Source organism: Caballeronia sordidicola (assembly GCF_000729995.1).
Lineage (GTDB): Bacteria > Pseudomonadota > Gammaproteobacteria > Burkholderiales > Burkholderiaceae > Caballeronia > Caballeronia sordidicola_A.
On sequence record NZ_JNFG01000038.1, the window covers coordinates 37,674 to 53,580 of the forward strand.

Genomic DNA, 15,907 nt, shown 5'->3' on the forward strand with positions numbered 1-15,907 from the left:
CGCGTATTCCCTTGGAGTCGTTCATGAACCATCCTGCCGCATCCGCCAGTTTCTCCGGCAACAATCCCGCATTTGATGCACCCATGCCCATTCCGGTGCGTGAAGTGCTGCCTTGGGCGATATTTATCGGCCTGCTTGCGCTGCTCGCGATTTATTTTGTCGGCGCCGAACAAGGTGCGACCTCGATCTTCCAGGGCATGTATATCCACGAGTTTGTTCACGACGGTCGCCATCTGCTCGGCTTTCCCTGCCACTGAGACCGACCATGATCCGAAACCTTTTGATACGCGGCATGATCGCGGGACTCGTCGCGGGCCTGCTCGGCTTTTGTGTTGCCAAAACTTTTGGTGAGCCTGCGGTCGATCGCGCGATTGCCTTTGAATCGCAGCAGGAGAAGCTGCACGAGGAAGCCGAAGCCGCGGCCGGTCATCAGCACGATCCCGCCGACGACGTCGAGCTTGTCAGTCGTGGCACGCAAGCGGGGCTGGGTTTGCTGACCGGTGTCTGCGTGTTTGGCACAGCGCTGGGCGGCCTGTTCTCGCTCGTCTTCGCTTTTTCGTATGCGCGGATTGGCGCTTTGCGGGCACGCGGTACATCGGCGTTGCTTGGCTTGTTCGGCTTCGTGACTGTCGCGATCGTGCCGTTCCTTAAATACCCGCCTAATCCGCCTTCCGTGGGAAACCCCGACACGATCGGCGCACGGACCGCGCTGTTTTTCGGCATGGTCGCTATCTCGCTGATCGTGGCGGTGTTCGCTGTGCGGTTGCAGCGACGTCTGCAAGCGCGCCACGGCAACTGGAACGCGGTGCTGATTTCCGCTGCGGTGTACATCGTGCTGATGGCGCTGGCGTACCTTGCGCTGCCGCCGATCGACGAAGTACCGAAGCTGTTCTCAGCAACGCTGCTGTGGAAGTTCCGCGTGGCGGCAATCGGTATTCAGGCTGTGATCTGGACCACGCTCGGTTTGCTGTTCGGCGCGCTCGCGCAACGTGAATTGGAAAAGGTGCCGGCACGGCGGATTGCTTCGGCCTGAGCACTTCTCTAACGCGTTAGTATGGATCCCATGAGGGGCGGCTTGCAGGCCGCCCCTTTTTCATAGCGCGGCCTTGCGCGCGAGCAGGGTATCGAACAGCGCGAGCTTGTCGACGTCGGCCATGGTTTTCCATGCCTTGATTTCTTCGCGGCTCCTGAAGCAGCCTTCGCAATGACCGGTGGTCTTGTCGAGCCGGCACACGTCCGTGCATGGCGAGCCCACGGGTTGAAGCTGTTTGGCGCGCTCGATGGTGAAGGTGAGTTCGAGCGGTACTTCGATTTCCATTGGCAGTTCCATAGGCGTTGTCATAGCGTTTCGCCGCGAAAGAGGGCGGCTGCTGCCCCCGGATTCGTCGGCCAGTAAGTGTGCATGTAGGTCGCCGTGATTGAGCCATGACGATAGATCGCTTCGCCTTCCACGCCCGTGGTGGCGTGAGTCGCGGTGAGCACCGGGGACATGCTGGTTGTCATCGACGAGTAGTGGAAGGTGTGGCCGGTGTGAGTGCCGTGGCGGCTTTCAACACGCTGCATGGCGAGCCGGGCCAGGCGTTTCTGCATCTTCGCGTGCCCGGGCAGAAGGGCAAGCATCGCATGCTGCGAACCTTCGATATCTGTCAGTGAATCGAGCAGATACAACATGCCGCCGCATTCCGCGACCACGGCTTTATCTGCTTTAACATGCGCGCGAATCGAGGCCGCACTCACTGCGTTCGCTGCAAGTTGGGCGGCATGTAATTCCGGATATCCCCCCGGCAGATAAAGCGCGTCTGCATGCGCGGGAACGGGTTCATCGGCGAGGGGTGAGAAAGGCGCGAGCGTTGCACCCATCGTCGTCAGCAGATCGAGATTCGCGGGGTAGACGAACGAAAACGCGGCATCGCGCGCAATAGCGATGCGCATGCCTTCCAGCAAACGCAGCGGCTGCTCGACGGTTTCGTGATCAAATTCGACCGTGGGCGGCAACTCGCGCAACGTTGTCTCGCCGATGGCGTCCGCTGCGCGATCCAGCCGCGCGTCGATGTCCGCTACCTCCGCTGCTTGCGTGAGGCCCAGGTGCCGTCCGGGTAGCGTCATGTCGTCGGCGCTCGACACATGTCCGCAATATCGAATGCCTTCAGGAATGGATTCGCTCAGCATTTGCGCATGGCGTGCCGACGCCACGCGATTGGCGAGCACACCGTAAAAGGGTAGATCCGCGCGGTAGCGAGCGAGCCCGAATGCCATCGCCCCGAAGGTCTGCGCCATGCCGTGCGCGCCGATCACGGCGAGCACCGGCACACCGAACGTGGTGGCGAGATCGGCGCTGCTGGGCGTACCGTCGAAGAGGCCCATCACGCCCTCGATCAGGATCAAATCGGCTTCTTGCGCCGCTTGCGCGAGCAGCGCGCGGCAGCCGCTTTCGCCGACCATCCACAAATGCAGCGAATACACCGGCGCGCCGGACGCGCGTTCCAGGACCATGGGATCGAGGAAGTCGGGGCCGGTCTTGAAGACCCGTACCCGCAGGCCACGGCGTGCGTGATAGCGCGCGAGCCCGGCGGTAACGGTGGTCTTGCCCTGGTTCGACGCAGGCGCGCTGATGAATAAAGCGGGGCAGGCGCGCACGTCAGAACTCGACGCCGCGTTGCGCCTTCACCCCTTGCTCGCGATACGGATGCTTGATCGGACGCATCTCCGTCACGAGATCGGCTGCTTCGATGAGCGCGTCCGGCGCATGGCGCCCCGTCACGACCACATGCAGCATTTCAGGCCGCGCATTGAGCACCGGGAGCACTTCTTCGAGCGGCAGGTACTCGTATTTGAGCACCGTGCAGAGCTCGTCGAGTACGACCATCTGATACTCGCCGCTTTCAATCATCTTGCGCGCCGCGTCCCAGCCCTTGCGGGCCGTGGCGATGTCGGCGTCGCGATTCTGCGTGTCCCAGGTGTAGCCGTCGCCCATGGTGATGAAGTCGCAGTTCGCAATTGCGCCGAGGAAATCGCGTTCGGACGTATGCAGCGCGCCTTTGATGAACTGCACTACGCCGAGGCGCATGCCGTGTCCGAGCACGCGAACGGCCATGCCGAACGCCGCCGTGGTCTTACCCTTGCCCGTGCCCGTATTGACGATCAGGAGGCCCTTCTCGAGGGCAGCGGCGGCCTGCTTTTTCTCGTGGCCTTCCTTGCGTCGCTGGGTCATGCGCAGATGCGATTCTTCGTCCGTTTTCATGATGTTCTCTCGTTGTCAGTCTGTTGATTCGGATCGTCTTCAGCGATAGCGACGGTCACGCCACCGGTCACTGTTTTCGGCACGATGATGCGTCCGCTGCGCGATGCCAGCAGCGCGCAGGGTTCGCAGACACCGTCGATGCCGAGCAGCGCCTGAACCTGTTCCGATACGCTAGTGTCAACCTGCGCGATGCGTTGCTTCGAAAAAAATTGCAGGGGCAAACCGTGGCGAGCGGCGAATTCAAGCAGTGCGGTTTCGTCGTTCTTGCTATCGATCGATGCCAGCGCGCGAGTGTTCGCCAGCGGCCGAGTCCCCAGCGCCGCGAACACGGCGGCATGAATCTGTTCGACGCTTACATCGCGCCGGCAGCCTATACCGATGACCCAAGCGCTCACGATTGCGCCCGGTTCGCGCGATCGGGACGAACGTCAGCGAAGCTGCGCAAAGGCGGGCGTCGAGGTGAGCTCGGTTTCGATATTGAGCGCTGAAAAATTGGATTCATGTGACACGATATAAGCACTACGTCCTTCATCCGTCCCTCGCGGATGTGGCGGCCGGCGCGCTGTTAAAGCTAAAGCGCGCCTCTTGGCGACTGGCCGGTATCCGGGCTTGGCGACCGCATTCCGCTCGCCTTCCCGCTCGTCGGAGCAGTGGCTGTGGAGGAAATGGGCACCCGGTTCGAATGTGGGTCAAAAATCAGAGTCAGTCGAAGCGGGCGCGGGTCGCGTACCGTTGCGGGGACAGCACAGGTTTTTGTCGACACGGTGCGCGGGGCCTGAGGCCTTGAAAATACGCACATGCAGATCCTGTTTCCCGTTTAACTACGCGCGCGGGAAAAGCGCGCGTGAGCACCAGACGCGGGCCAAAGATAGCACAGCGGGTGTTAGTTGCGCTGGGCTTTTACAGGCTGGAACCCTTCGGCAGCGCAGGTTTGTTGCGCCCGCAGCGGCGAGATATCTCGTCGGAAGCCAGGTACCGAAGCCCTTCCCGCACCCCGTCCAAACCTTGACGCTCATCCCCCATCAGCCTAGACTTCGCGATAGTTTTCTGGTGCTCGCGCGCGGTTTCTGCTGCGCGCAGTTAAACGGGAAGCAGGAAGCGTTGCCGGATCCCCGGCCGTGCCAACCTGCGCTGCCCCCGCAACGGTCAAGCGAAAATCGCGCGACGTGGTTTTATCCTGGTTCACGCCGGGTTCACCCCACTGCGCACGATAAAGCCAGCTTCGAAAAACCACTGCATGGCTATGTCATGCGGGAAGGTGAAGCGGCACTTTCGCCAGCCCGGATACCGGCCGGAACGAGTCAACACCTGAAGCGAACGATGTCGCGGGGATGCGGCAAACGTTCAACACTTTTCACCATGCTTTTCCGGATTACCGTCCCACATCGCGACATCCGCGAGCGCGTTTTATTGCTCGCCTCGGTCGGCACAGGGCTACGCAATCCGGCAGCAAGCAGCCAATCGATAAAACGGAGCAACGGATGCAAACGCGCAAAATCCCGGTCACGGTCGTAACGGGTTTCCTCGGCAGCGGCAAGACCACATTGATGCGGCACATCCTGCAAAACGCGAAAGGGCTGCGGATCGCGGTGATCGTGAACGAGTTCGGCGAACTGGGCATCGACGGTGAAATCCTGAAGGGCTGCAACATCGGCTGCGAGGACGAAAGCGTCACGGACCAACCGAATCTGTATGAGCTGTCGAACGGCTGTTTGTGCTGCACCGTGCAGGAAGAGTTTTATCCGGTGATGGAGCAACTCGTCGAGCGACGTGACCAGATCGATCACGTGCTGATCGAGACATCCGGCCTCGCGTTGCCCAAGCCGCTCGTTCAGGCTTTCAACTGGCCGTCCATCAAGAATGCATTCACCGTGGATGCCGTCGTGACTGTGGTCGATGGTCCCGCTGCGGCAAGCGGCCAGTTCGCGGCGAACCCGCAAGCGGTGGACGCACAACGCCGCGCCGATCCGAACCTCGATCACGAATCGCCACTGCATGAGTTGTTCGAAGATCAGCTTGCGTCAGCGGACCTGGTGATTCTCAACAAGACCGATCTGATCGATGAATCGCAGCAACGCGCGGTGGAAACGCTGATTCGCGGCGAGATTCCGGCGGGCGTGAAGATCGTGCCGGCGCAGAGGGGGCAGCTTGATCTGCATGCGCTGCTCGGGCTCGAGGCGGCTTCGGAAACGACTATTCATCTGCGGGTCGACCATCATGGCTCCGTCGACGACGAAGGCCACGCGGATCATCATCACGACGACTTCGATTCAGTCGTGGTGGAAGCGCGGGTCGAGTCGCGCGAGGCCGTGGTCGCCGCGTTACGCTCGCTGGTCGATGCCAACACGATCTATCGAGTGAAGGGTTTCGCGGCTTTGCCGGGCACGCCCATGCGGCTCGTGGTGCAGGGCGTGGGGCAGCGTTTCGATACCTACTTCGATCGCCGCTGGACCGCAGATGAGGCGAGCGAAGGAGTCAGCCGGTTCGTGCTGATTGGTGAGGACCTCGATCAACCGCGTCTGCAACAAGCGCTGGTTACCGCGCTTGCCAACGCACCTGTGCAGGCCTGACCCATGCATCTGCTACGCACGACGCCCGGTGGTTTTGTCGACGACGCAGCCGGCGTCATGCGTATCGATCAGACGCCGGCACCGATCGTCGTGCTCAGCTCTGCCGACACGACTCTCTCGCTACTCGCGAGTGTCGTGCCGCATCTGGAGGCGGACTTCCCGGCGGTTCGGCTGGCAAACCAGGCGTTCTTGCGGCAACCGGCATCGGTGGATTTTTACGTCGACGACGTGCTGAAACATGCGCGCGTGATTGTTATCGATCACCTTGGCGGCGAAGCGTACTGGCCTTACGGAATCGAGAGCATCACCACGCTAGCGCGCCGCAATGGCCAGATGCTCGTGATGTTTTCCGGCGACTTGCAGGAAGATCCGAACCTCGTAGCGAAGAGTACGGCCGAGCCGGCATTGTGCGATCAGCTCTGGCGTTATTTGCGCGAGGGCGGCGCGAAAAATGCCGAAGAGTTTCTTCGTTGCATTGCGTTTCGAGCGTTGGGGTACGGGCGCGAAGCGCGTGCGCCGAGTCCGTTGCCAGCAGTGGCAATCTATCACCCGGCGCGGCAGATCGCGACCGCTGACGACTGGAAAAAACGCTGGGTTCAAGGTGCGCCCGTCGTCGCCGTACTGTTCTATCGGGCCCATTTGCAGTCCGGCAATACGGACGTATTCGATGCGTTGATCGAGGCTCTGGAAGCGCAGGGCCTCAACCCGCTGCCGATAGCGATGGCATCGCTGAAAGATCCGCTGAGTCGCGAAGTCGTGCAGCAGCTTTGCGCGGATCATCGTGCGTCGCTGGTGCTGAACACGAGCTCGTTCGCCGCGGGCGTCATAGACGACCCTGTGCCTTTCGAACTCGCGGGCGACGCCCCTGTGCTGCAAGTCATCCTCAGCGGGGGCAATCGCGAAGACTGGTTGAAGGATAACCATGGCCTGAACTCGCGCGATGTCGCCATGCACGTTGCCTTGCCGGAGGTCGATGGCCGCATCATCACGCGGGCGATCAGCTTCAAGGGACTTGCGTATCGATGCAAGATCACGCAGGTCGACGTCGTGCGCTATCAGCCCGATCTTGAACGGGTGCGTTTCGTGGCCGAGTTGAGCCAACGCTGGTGTCGCTTGCGGCAGCTTGCTAACGCCGACAAACGCATCGCCCTTGTGCTCGCAAACTATCCGTTGAGCGAGGGCCGCATCGGCAATGGCGTGGGTCTGGATACCCCCGCGTCCGTCGTCAACATCCTTTCGATGCTCGATAAAGAAGGGTATCGAGTCGATGCAATTCCCGCCGATGGTGACGCGCTGATGCAGGCGCTGACATCGGGCGTGACAAATGACCCCGTGGTTCGAGACCTGCGTCCCGCGTTGCAGAGCCTGGCGCTCGATGATTACCTCGACGCTTTCGCGAAGCTGCCGGATAACGTTCAGCGGGAGTTGAATGCACGCTGGGGTCCGCCCGAAAGCGATCCCACGATCCGTCGCGGCCGCTTCATGATCGCGGGCTGGCGCTGCGGGCATGTGTTCATCGGCATCCAGCCGGCGCGTTCGCGTGAGCGCGGCGACTACGCCAGTTATCACGACGCGGAACTCGTGCCGCCGCACGCGTATCTCGCGTTCTACTTCTGGCTGCGGCTGCGATTCAACGTGGATGCGATCGTCCACGTCGGCAAGCACGGCAACCTTGAATGGCTGCCGGGCAAGAGCGTTGCATTGAGCGCGTCGTGCTGGCCTGACCTGACGCTGGGCGCCATGCCGCATCTGTACCCGTTCATCGTCAACGATCCAGGCGAGGGCAGCCAGGCGAAGCGGCGGGCGCAGGCGGTCATCATCGATCACTTGATGCCGCCGCTCACGCGCGCTGAAAACTACGGTCCGCTGCAGGACCTCGAGCGTCAGGTTGACGAATATTATGAAGCGCTGATGGTCGATCCGCGCCGCGCGAAACTCCTGCGCAAGACGATTCTGGCGAGCATTGTCGAGCATCGGTTGCATGAGGAACTCGGACTCGATAAACCTCGTGATTCCGATACTGAAGATGCGTTGCTGACACGCGCAGACGCGTATTTGTGCGAGCTCAAAGAGGCGCAGATCCGCGATGGCCTGCATGTGTTCGGCGCGTCGCCGCAAGGCGTGCAGCGCCGAGATACCCTGCTTGCGCTAGGCCGCTATCCAACCGGCGACGCACAAGGCGCGAACGCGAGCGTGCTCACCGCGCTGGCTCGCGACTTGAATCTGGGCGATGCATTCGATCCCCTCGATGCCGACTGGAGCGCGCCGTGGACAGGTCCTCGTCCCGCTGAACTCGAAACGGTGATCGATGCTCCGTGGCGTCATCATGGCGACACTCGCGAGCGACTTGAGTTGCTAGCAACGTCGTTGCTCGACCGTCCATCGGACGCAGCGGGGCCGAACACGTCACAGGTGCTGACGCGCCTGAATGGCGACTTGCTCGCGCGGCTCGACGCGTGCGGCCCGCAAGAGCTAAAGCAGCTTCAACGCGGTCTCGACGGACGTTTTGTACCACCGGGTCCTAGCGGATCGCCATCGCGCGGAAGGCCGGACGTGTTGCCCACCGGCCGCAATTTCTACTCAGTCGATACCCGAGCCGTGCCAACGCGCGCAGCATGGACGCTCGGCCTGAAGTCAGCCAACCTGCTGATCGAGCGCCACCTCCAGGAGCACGGCGACTACCCACGCGCGATTGGTTTATCGGTGTGGGGCACGGCCACCATGCGTACCGGCGGCGACGATATTGCCCAAGCCATGGCGCTGATCGGCGTGCGGCCTAAGTGGGCGGCGGGGAGCAATCGCGTGACTGATTTCGAAGTCTTGCCCATCACCATTTTCAATCGTCCGCGCATTGACGTAACGCTGCGGGTATCGGGATTTTTCCGCGATGCGTTCGCCAACCTGATGCATCTCTTCGACGCCGCCGTGCAAGCCGTGGCCGAACTCGACGATGAAGCCGAAGACCTCAATCCAATCCGTGCGCGCATCATGCGTGAACGCGACGAACACATGGCGCGCGGACTTGACGAGAAGGAAGCTCGCTTGCGTGCGGGATGGCGCGTGTTCAGCACGAAGCCGGGCGCATACGGCGCGGGTTTGCAGGAAATGATCGACGCGAAGCAATGGCAAAACGATGCTGACCTCGCACGCGGTTTCCAAAGCTCAGGCGGGTATGCGTATTCGCAGAAGGGCGATGGCGTAGAGGCGCGCGACACCTTTGGTGCGCGCCTGTCGACCATCGACGTGGTGGTGCAGAATCAGGACAACCGCGAACACGACCTGCTGGATTCGAACGACTATCACCAGTTCCAGGGCGGCATGGTGGCGGCCGTGCGACATCTTTCCGGCACCCAGCCGCATGCGTACAACCCTGACCACAGTAATCCCGCCGCGCCACGCATCCGCACGCTGCAGGAAGAAATCTCACGCGTGATCCGCTCACGGGTAGTCAATCCGAAATGGATCGACGGTGTGAAACGACATGGTTACAAGGGTGCGTCGGAACTCGCGGCAACAGTAGATTATCTGTTCGGTTACGACGCCACCGCGCGGGTCGTATCGGATCATCAGTACGCGCTGGTTGCCGATGCCTACGTGAACGACGCAGACACGCGCGAGTTCATGCAACAGCATAATCCGCACGCACTGCATTCGATCTGCGAGCGTTTGACCGAAGCGATACAGCGTGGCCTATGGCAAAGTCCTGGTGCGTATCAGGAACAGATTGAACGCCATCTGCTGGACGCCGAACAGCAACTAGAAGGGCAACGAACGTGAATGAACTCATCTTCCCGTTTGCCGCATTGGTCGCACAAGAACCCTTGCAGCAAGCACTTTTGTTAGCCGCCGTTGATCCCGCGCTGGGCGGCGTGCTGGTCAGCGGTCCGCGTGGCACCGCGAAATCGACGACGGCTCGCGCGCTTGCCGAACTACTGCCGGAGGGCCAGTTCGTGACCCTGCCGCTGGGGGCGAGCGAAGAACAGTTGATCGGTTCACTGGATATTCAAGCTGCGTTGCGCGAGGGTGACGTGCGCTTTTCGCCGGGCTTACTCGCGAAGGCGCATGAAGGGGTGCTGTACGTCGATGAAGTCAATCTATTGCCCAATCAACTCGTGGATCAGTTACTCGATGTAGCCGCGAGCGGTGTGAACGTGATCGAACGTGACGGCATTTCGCATCGGCATGAAGCGCGCTTCGTGCTGATCGGGACCATGAATCCGGAAGAGGGCGAACTCAGGCCGCAATTGCTGGATCGGTTCGGTCTGGCAGTGGAACTGCAGAATTGTTTCGATGCTGAAAAACGTCGGGAGATCGTTAAGGCACGTCTCGCATTCGATATGAATCCGGAAGCTTTTCGCTCGCAATTTGCGGGGCAACAGGAAGGCTTGGCGGCAAAGCTTCGCCAAGCCAGAGCGACCCTTCCATCCCTCGAATTCGACGATGCGGTTCACGCACGCGTCAGCGAGTTGTGCATCGGGGCTCATGTGGACGGCTTGCGCGCCGATCTCGTCATGCTGCGCGCAGCGCGAGCGCTGGCGGCGTATGAAGAAGCTTCAGCGGTGAACGTGGAACACGTTGAACGCGTGGCGGAATCGGTGTTGTCGCATCGGCGCAAGGAGGCCAGTGGGCCCAGCGATCAACGCGCCACTGAGCCCCGCCAGCAACAACGCTCCCAAGATGCTGATGACGCAAACTTCGGCTACATGCCGCCCGAGCCCGTAGACATAACAACGGTCAAGAACGTAAGGCCGCTTGCCGCAAAAAAATCCTGAGCCATCGAAGGCCGGATCCAGAGACCGACCCCGGTTGCCTTCGATGGCTAGAACCTTCCGCATCAGGTAGAACGCGATCACGCGCGGGCGAACCGGGCACGCGTATCGACTGGTTGCAAACGCTGCTCGCGAAACGCAATCAGCCTCTGGATGCAACTCATCTGAGATTTCATCGCGAGCAAGGCGACAGCAGCGCGTTGCATTGTTTCGTGCTCGATTGCTCGGGTTCCATGCTTGGCGGCAAGCGGCTTGCGCTGGCTAAAGGACTGGTCGTGGCGTTGTTCGACCGGGCGTACCGCGAGCGTGCAGAGGTTGCGCTGGTCTGCTTTGGCGGCGCGACGGCGCAAGTGCGTCGCGAACCCGGCGCGGCGCATTGGTGGAACGATCGGTGGATTGCACCTATAGGGGGTGGCGGAGGAACGCCGCTTGCGTTGGGCGTACGCACAGGCGCCAATGTGCTTCTCAAGGCTGCGCGCCACCGCCCTTCGCTGCGGCGCGTCCTATGGTTGCTGACCGACGGCCGCAGTCCGGAAACACCATCGCGTCCCGATGCCGCGGACCAGATTGTCATCGTCGATTTCGAGAGTGAGGCGGTGCGTTTGGGGCGTTGCGTGACGCTCGCCGGGTCATGGCAAGCGGATTATCGTACGGCCGCTTCCATGACTTCCGCTTAGTTCATTCGTACCAGCGCGGCGTGTATACCCAGTCTCCATCGCCGTTGGCCCGGGCGAAACTACGCGTGGTGGATGAACCTACGATCACCATCGTGCGCATATCGACCTGACTGGAATGGAGTTTATCCAGCGTCGTGGTGGTCAGTGTTTCACCCGGCCTGCCGATGTTTCTGCCCAAAACAATCAGTGTTTCGCCACTCCGATGCTCACGCACGATATCAAGTGCACGATCGAGTTGCCACGGCCGCGCGCGCGAGACAGGGTTATAAAACGCCATCACGAGATCGGCCTGAGCGGCGTGCCGCAAGCGCGTTTCTATCACGGCCCACGGCTTGAGGTTGTCCGAAAGCGACAACATGCAGAAGTCGTGACCAAGCGGCGCGCCAGCGCGAGCGGCTGTGGCCAGCGCCGCAGATACACCCGGTACGATCGACAATTCGACGGCGTTCCACTGCTCGTTATCCCGGGCCTGATCGAGAGCCTCAAGCACGGCCGCGGCCATTGCAAAAACACCGGGGTCTCCCGACGATACAACCACTACGTTACGCCCGGTACTCGCCAGTTCGAACGCATGACGTGCGCGCTGCATCTCTTCGCGATTGTCGGTGCAATGAAGGGTTTGATGCGGCGCGAACGGACCGGCCATGCGTACATAGGTCTCGTAGCCGAGTACATCGTCGGCTTGCGCCAAAGCCTGTCTTGCTGCAGGCACCATCAGATTTGCGCTGCCCGGGCCGAGACCGATCACCGTAAGTGTGCCGCGTGCCTGCCCGAGCATAGTGGGATCAACTGGATGTGGCGCGAGGGCAATCGTCATGCCGTCGTCACGGGACTCAAGCGTTTGGAAGCTTGCAGGAAGCGTTCCGAAGCGAAGTGGCAAATCGAGCGTCTGTGCGGCTTCAGCAAGCGGTGCAGACGCCATCATGCTCAACGGTGCGAGCACTGCCGCCAGCGACATCGATGCAATGCGCTGTTCGCGCAGGATCTGGCGCACGCGTTCGACAATCGATTGCTCCGGCGACGGCGACAACGCCGTCACGCACACGATCGCGCAGCGCGGATGAATCATCAACTCGCCCGCAACCTTGCTCGTATGCGGTGTGATACGAATCGCCAGGCCTGCGTCGGCGGCGCGTGGCAGGTCCGCTGCGTCGAGCCATGGAGCATGACCTTCTACGCGCGTCGTGGCGCCCGCAAGCAGGTCCGACACAAAACGTTTCCCCTGCTCGATATCGGCAAGCACATAACCCGCTGGCGGGTTCAAGAGGCATGTGCCGAAGCGCAGTTCGCCGCTGGTCGTGATCGCCGGTGCGACGTCCAGCGCCGCCGCGATTTCGCGCGCCATGACGTTCACACCGCCAAGCCCGCCAAGCAAAGGCACGACTGCGCTACCGTCCTCGGCCACGGCGAGTACGGGCGGTTCATGGGTCTTATCGGCGAGTGCGGACGCGAGGCATCGAATCACGATACCCGCCGCGCATAACGCGACGATCGGCGTGTTGCGTGCATAGAGTTCGCGCAGATGGGGGCCGAGTTCAGTGAACGCGACATCGGCTTTTACCCGGCCCACGAGACCGTGAACAAGCGAACCGGGATACCGCGCCTGAATGCGGCGAGCGGTGTCGATTGCCCCCATCCCCAGCACCACGATTGCCACAGGGACATCATCATTGAACGTCATCACGCCTGCCATTTTTCCCCCGGCACGACGAGCAGCGAGAAGTAGGGCGACGCCATGGGCTCGACTTCTTCCAGCGGCACGATGCGCTGGTTCGCCATGGTCGCGCGCTCGACGTAAAGCGCGCGTTTGTCGAGTCCGAGTTCGGTGAGCACACGCCGCACCTTGTCGAAGTTGCGGCCTAGTTTCATGATCACGGCGGCGTCGGCGGTGGCGAGACGTTGCCTGAGATCGGCTTCCGGCAGCACGCCCGATAACACCGACAAACTCTGGTTCCGGTACACGAGCGGCACCCCAAGCACGGCCACGCCGCCGAGCATGGAACACACGCCCGGGACCACGTGCGCTTCGAAGCGTTCGGCCAGCCGGTCATGCAGGTACATGTACGAGCCGTAGAAGAAGGGATCGCCTTCGCAGATCACGGCCACGTCGCGTCCCGCTTCCAGATGATCCGCGATACGGATGGCGGATTCATCGTAGAAGTCGCCGATGATCGTCTCATAGCAGAGCGGCGGCTCGAGTGCTTCGGTCGTCACCGGATAAACCAGCGGCAAACGCGTCTGGGTTTCCTTGAGATGCCCTTCGATGATGCCGAACGCATTGCCTTTCTTGCCCTTCGCAACGAAGTAAGCGACCACCGAGGCGGAGGTCAGCAAACGCAATGCCTTGACTGTTATCAGCTCGGGGTCTCCGGGACCGACACCGAGGCCATAGAGGCGTCCGCTCATCATTCGGTCTCCGTTGCCAGCGCGTTCACGGCAGCGGCCGCCATCGCGCTGCCGCCGCGCCGGCCGCGCAAAGCGACGAACGGCACGCCACGGCTATCGGCGGCGAGCAGCGCCTTCGATTCCGCCGCGCCGATAAAACCCACCGGAAAGCCCAGGATCAGCGCAGGTTTGGGCGCGCCTGCGTCGAGCATGTCGAGCAGATGGAAGAGCGCGGTGGGCGCATTGCCGATCACCACTACGCTGCCTTCAAGATCCGGTTGCCACAACTCGAGTGCTGCGGCTGAGCGGGTGGTGCCGAGTGCGCGAGCGCGTTCGGGTACGGATGGGTCGTTGAGCGTGCAGATCACGCGGTTGTCCGCCGGTAACCGCGCGCGCGTGATGCCTTCGGCGACCATGCGCGCATCGCAGAGAATGGGTGCGCCTCGGCTTAGCGCTGAGCGGCCCGCCGTGCCCGCGCCGGGGGAGAACACGAGGTCGTCGATCACGTCCGTCATGCCGCATGCATGGATCACGCGCACGGCAAGTTTCTCGAGATCGGCGGGAATGGGCGAGAGGTTGGCCTCGGCGCGAATGGTCGCGAACGACGCGCGATAGATCGCCTGGCCGTCGCGAATGTAATCAAGCATCAAGGGAGCTCCGGGCTAGCCAGCGGGCTGCCTGTTCAATGGTGAGATGGCGGGCGAGGGCGTCAGGCGCATCGCCGTAAAGATCGTAGCGGCCGGGTGCAACAGCAATCAAGGTGGTTTCGACGCGGTGGGCCGCTGCGCATGAACGCGCGCAGCCGCTCAGGTGGACGTCGCCCGCGGGCGGCATGGAACGAGCGAGAAGTTGGGCGTCGGCTTTGGTATCGGCGAAACTTTTTGCGCAGCCTTGAGAACCCGTGCACGCAATCAGGCGCGCGAACGGTTCACCGGGGTGGGTCGCGAGACCGAGCGCGGCGAGTTGTTCAACGACCACTAGAGCGCTAGAAGAAGGCACGTCGAGCAGCATGACGCTTTGCCAGGGCGTCATGCGCAGTCGTGGTGCGAGATCGGCGAGCGCGGACAGCATTGCTGCATCCAGACGTCCAAGCGGGACCTGAGCACCGACGCATACGTCGGAGCCCGTGCCTTGACGATGCACGCCGAAACGCAGCCTTGCATCGGATGCGGGACGACGCCAGTTTTTAACATCACGATCCAAAGCGAAGCCAAGCTTCTCCTGAACGAGACCAAGAATTTCTTCGATGGAGCACGTCGTCAGCAGATCGCGCATTCTGGTTTGCCAGGGCTGTGCGAGATCGAGAAAAGTGTTCAGCAGCGCATCGACCAGCGCGGGAACGTGCCCGGTTTCCACCGCAGCCAACGCGGGTGCATCGTTTTCGAAGCGCGGTGGACCGCCTGCGAGCCCGAACACAAACCGTTCCGCCGATATCGCTGAAAGCCACACATCGTGAGGATGATCGAGCATCGCAAGGCGCTCGCCGCCGTCGACCATCAACGCAAATTTCGGCGATAGCTGATGCAAACGTGCGTCACGCTGTAACTGATCGATTAACGTGGAAACGAGTGGCGCGACATCGAGCAACGCGTGCGGATCGAGGCCTGCCAGTGGACTGGACATGACGTTACGCTGATCGTCCGAATCCGGCGTGATCGGGCCGAGTCCCGCGTCGACGAGCCGCGAGACGAGCGCTTCCTGCGAATCTTCCCTTACGCCGCGGATCTGCAGATTTGCGCGATTGGTGACGTCGATCAAACCCGAACCGAACGTGTCCGACGCCTGTGCCACAACCCGCGCCTGCGCTGCGCTCAGCTCACCGCATGCGAGGCGAATGCGGCACAGGCCGCCGTCGCGAGCAGGCACAATCCGCATCAGGCCCGGACAAGCCGATGGCCGCAATGCTTGCGTGGATGCCTGCATAGTAGTGAGTGGTTCGTTCAAAGCGTGACCCGTTCGGTCTCGCGCGGCGCCTTGAGCATGCCGTGCCCTTTGAGGGGGCGGCATGTTCGCGGCATCGGTACACCCCGCCCGATGTTGGCTTGCACGAAGAATTCCGGTCGGCAGGTCTCTTGGCTTGCAGGTCGCCGTCCGTACCGGCCTTCCCAGTCGAAACCAGTGGCAGTGGGGTGCGGACTCGCTGCGTACAATTGCGGGGGCAGCCACAGTTTTGCTGTGTTCCCTGTTAGGCCCGTAAGGGCACCGACTAACCGCGGTATTATGCCCGTTTTTGCGGCCGCTAAAGCGCATCGGCATCAGGCCGGA

The 15,907-nt window shown here is 61.8% G+C and carries 14 protein-coding genes and 3 riboswitches; of the genes, 6 read left to right on the forward strand and 8 right to left on the reverse strand.

The features are described 5' to 3' along the window. The first annotated feature begins 23 nt into the window (after positions 1–23). Together FH08_RS0128920 and FH08_RS0128925 are read left to right on the forward strand one after the other, a co-directional pair. Positions 24–257 carry a CbtB domain-containing protein gene (locus FH08_RS0128920; protein WP_031361695.1) on the forward strand — a complete coding sequence of 78 codons (234 nt, stop codon included), beginning with the start codon at positions 24–26 and terminating at the stop codon, positions 255–257. Positions 258–265: 8 nt separating this feature from the next. Further along, the gene (locus FH08_RS0128925; RefSeq protein ID WP_031361696.1) at positions 266–1,033 is read left to right on the forward strand and encodes a CbtA family protein; all 768 of its coding nucleotides are present in this window, start codon (positions 266–268) and stop codon (positions 1,031–1,033) included. A gap of 60 nt (positions 1,034–1,093) precedes the next feature. On the opposite strand, the gene FH08_RS0128930 is transcribed toward FH08_RS0128925, so the two are convergent. From FH08_RS0128930 to FH08_RS0128945, 4 genes are read right to left on the reverse strand one after another with little or no spacing between them, the layout of a single operon-like run. Then, the gene (locus FH08_RS0128930) at positions 1,094–1,342 is read right to left on the reverse strand and encodes a DUF1289 domain-containing protein (protein ID WP_152602944.1); all 249 of its coding nucleotides are present in this window, start codon (positions 1,340–1,342) and stop codon (positions 1,094–1,096) included. Further along, the gene (locus tag FH08_RS0128935) at positions 1,339–2,637 is read right to left on the reverse strand and encodes a cobyrinate a,c-diamide synthase (RefSeq protein WP_031361698.1); all 1,299 of its coding nucleotides are present in this window, start codon (positions 2,635–2,637) and stop codon (positions 1,339–1,341) included. Before FH08_RS0128935 ends, FH08_RS0128930 begins: the two co-directional genes overlap by 4 nt. Position 2,638: 1 nt before the next feature. Continuing rightward, positions 2,639–3,241 carry a cob(I)yrinic acid a,c-diamide adenosyltransferase gene (cobO, locus tag FH08_RS0128940; RefSeq protein ID WP_031361699.1) on the reverse strand — a complete coding sequence of 201 codons (603 nt, stop codon included), beginning with the start codon at positions 3,239–3,241 and terminating at the stop codon, positions 2,639–2,641. Next, a complete protein-coding gene (locus FH08_RS0128945) occupies positions 3,238–3,636 on the reverse strand; it encodes a cobalamin biosynthesis protein (RefSeq protein WP_051888619.1) in 399 nt (132 codons plus the stop codon). The genes cobO and FH08_RS0128945 overlap by 4 nt, the downstream gene beginning before the upstream one ends. A 181-nt stretch (positions 3,637–3,817) precedes the next feature. Further along, positions 3,818–4,112, reverse strand: a riboswitch (cobalamin riboswitch). A 160-nt stretch (positions 4,113–4,272) separates the two neighbouring features. Beyond that, positions 4,273–4,552, forward strand: a riboswitch (cobalamin riboswitch). A gap of 170 nt (positions 4,553–4,722) precedes the next feature. Here FH08_RS0128945 and cobW point away from each other — a divergent pair. From cobW to FH08_RS0128965, 4 genes are all read left to right on the forward strand, one after another. After that, positions 4,723–5,811, forward strand: coding sequence for a cobalamin biosynthesis protein CobW (gene cobW / locus FH08_RS0128950; RefSeq protein ID WP_031361701.1), 1,089 nt, complete (start codon positions 4,723–4,725; stop codon positions 5,809–5,811). Positions 5,812–5,814: 3 nt separating this feature from the next. Beyond that, positions 5,815–9,588, forward strand: coding sequence for a cobaltochelatase subunit CobN (cobN, locus tag FH08_RS0128955; RefSeq protein WP_031361702.1), 3,774 nt, complete (start codon positions 5,815–5,817; stop codon positions 9,586–9,588). Next, positions 9,585–10,583, forward strand: a complete 999-nt coding sequence (locus FH08_RS0128960; protein ID WP_031361703.1) for an ATP-binding protein — start codon at positions 9,585–9,587, stop codon at positions 10,581–10,583. The genes cobN and FH08_RS0128960 overlap by 4 nt, the downstream gene beginning before the upstream one ends. A gap of 113 nt (positions 10,584–10,696) precedes the next feature. Further along, positions 10,697–11,257 (forward strand): vWA domain-containing protein, encoded by a 561-nt coding sequence (locus FH08_RS0128965; protein ID WP_031361704.1) that lies wholly within the window; start codon positions 10,697–10,699, stop codon positions 11,255–11,257. Position 11,258: 1 nt separating this feature from the next. Here FH08_RS0128965 and cobJ read toward each other — a convergent pair whose 3' ends face one another. From cobJ to cobG, 4 genes are read right to left on the reverse strand one after another with little or no spacing between them, the layout of a single operon-like run. Beyond that, the gene (gene cobJ, locus FH08_RS0128970; protein ID WP_152602945.1) at positions 11,259–12,938 is read right to left on the reverse strand and encodes a precorrin-3B C(17)-methyltransferase; all 1,680 of its coding nucleotides are present in this window, start codon (positions 12,936–12,938) and stop codon (positions 11,259–11,261) included. After that, positions 12,938–13,666 carry a precorrin-2 C(20)-methyltransferase gene (locus FH08_RS0128975; RefSeq protein WP_031361706.1) on the reverse strand — a complete coding sequence of 243 codons (729 nt, stop codon included), beginning with the start codon at positions 13,664–13,666 and terminating at the stop codon, positions 12,938–12,940. Before FH08_RS0128975 ends, cobJ begins: the two co-directional genes overlap by 1 nt. Next, complete coding sequence (locus FH08_RS0128980) at positions 13,663–14,289, reverse strand: precorrin-8X methylmutase (protein WP_031361707.1); 627 nt, start codon at positions 14,287–14,289, stop codon at positions 13,663–13,665. Before FH08_RS0128980 ends, FH08_RS0128975 begins: the two co-directional genes overlap by 4 nt. Continuing rightward, positions 14,282–15,586 carry a precorrin-3B synthase gene (gene cobG, locus FH08_RS0128985; RefSeq protein WP_235210531.1) on the reverse strand — a complete coding sequence of 435 codons (1,305 nt, stop codon included), beginning with the start codon at positions 15,584–15,586 and terminating at the stop codon, positions 14,282–14,284. The genes FH08_RS0128980 and cobG overlap by 8 nt, the downstream gene beginning before the upstream one ends. A 100-nt stretch (positions 15,587–15,686) precedes the next feature. Next, positions 15,687–15,864, reverse strand: a riboswitch (cobalamin riboswitch). Between the last annotated feature and the right edge of the window lie 43 nt (positions 15,865–15,907).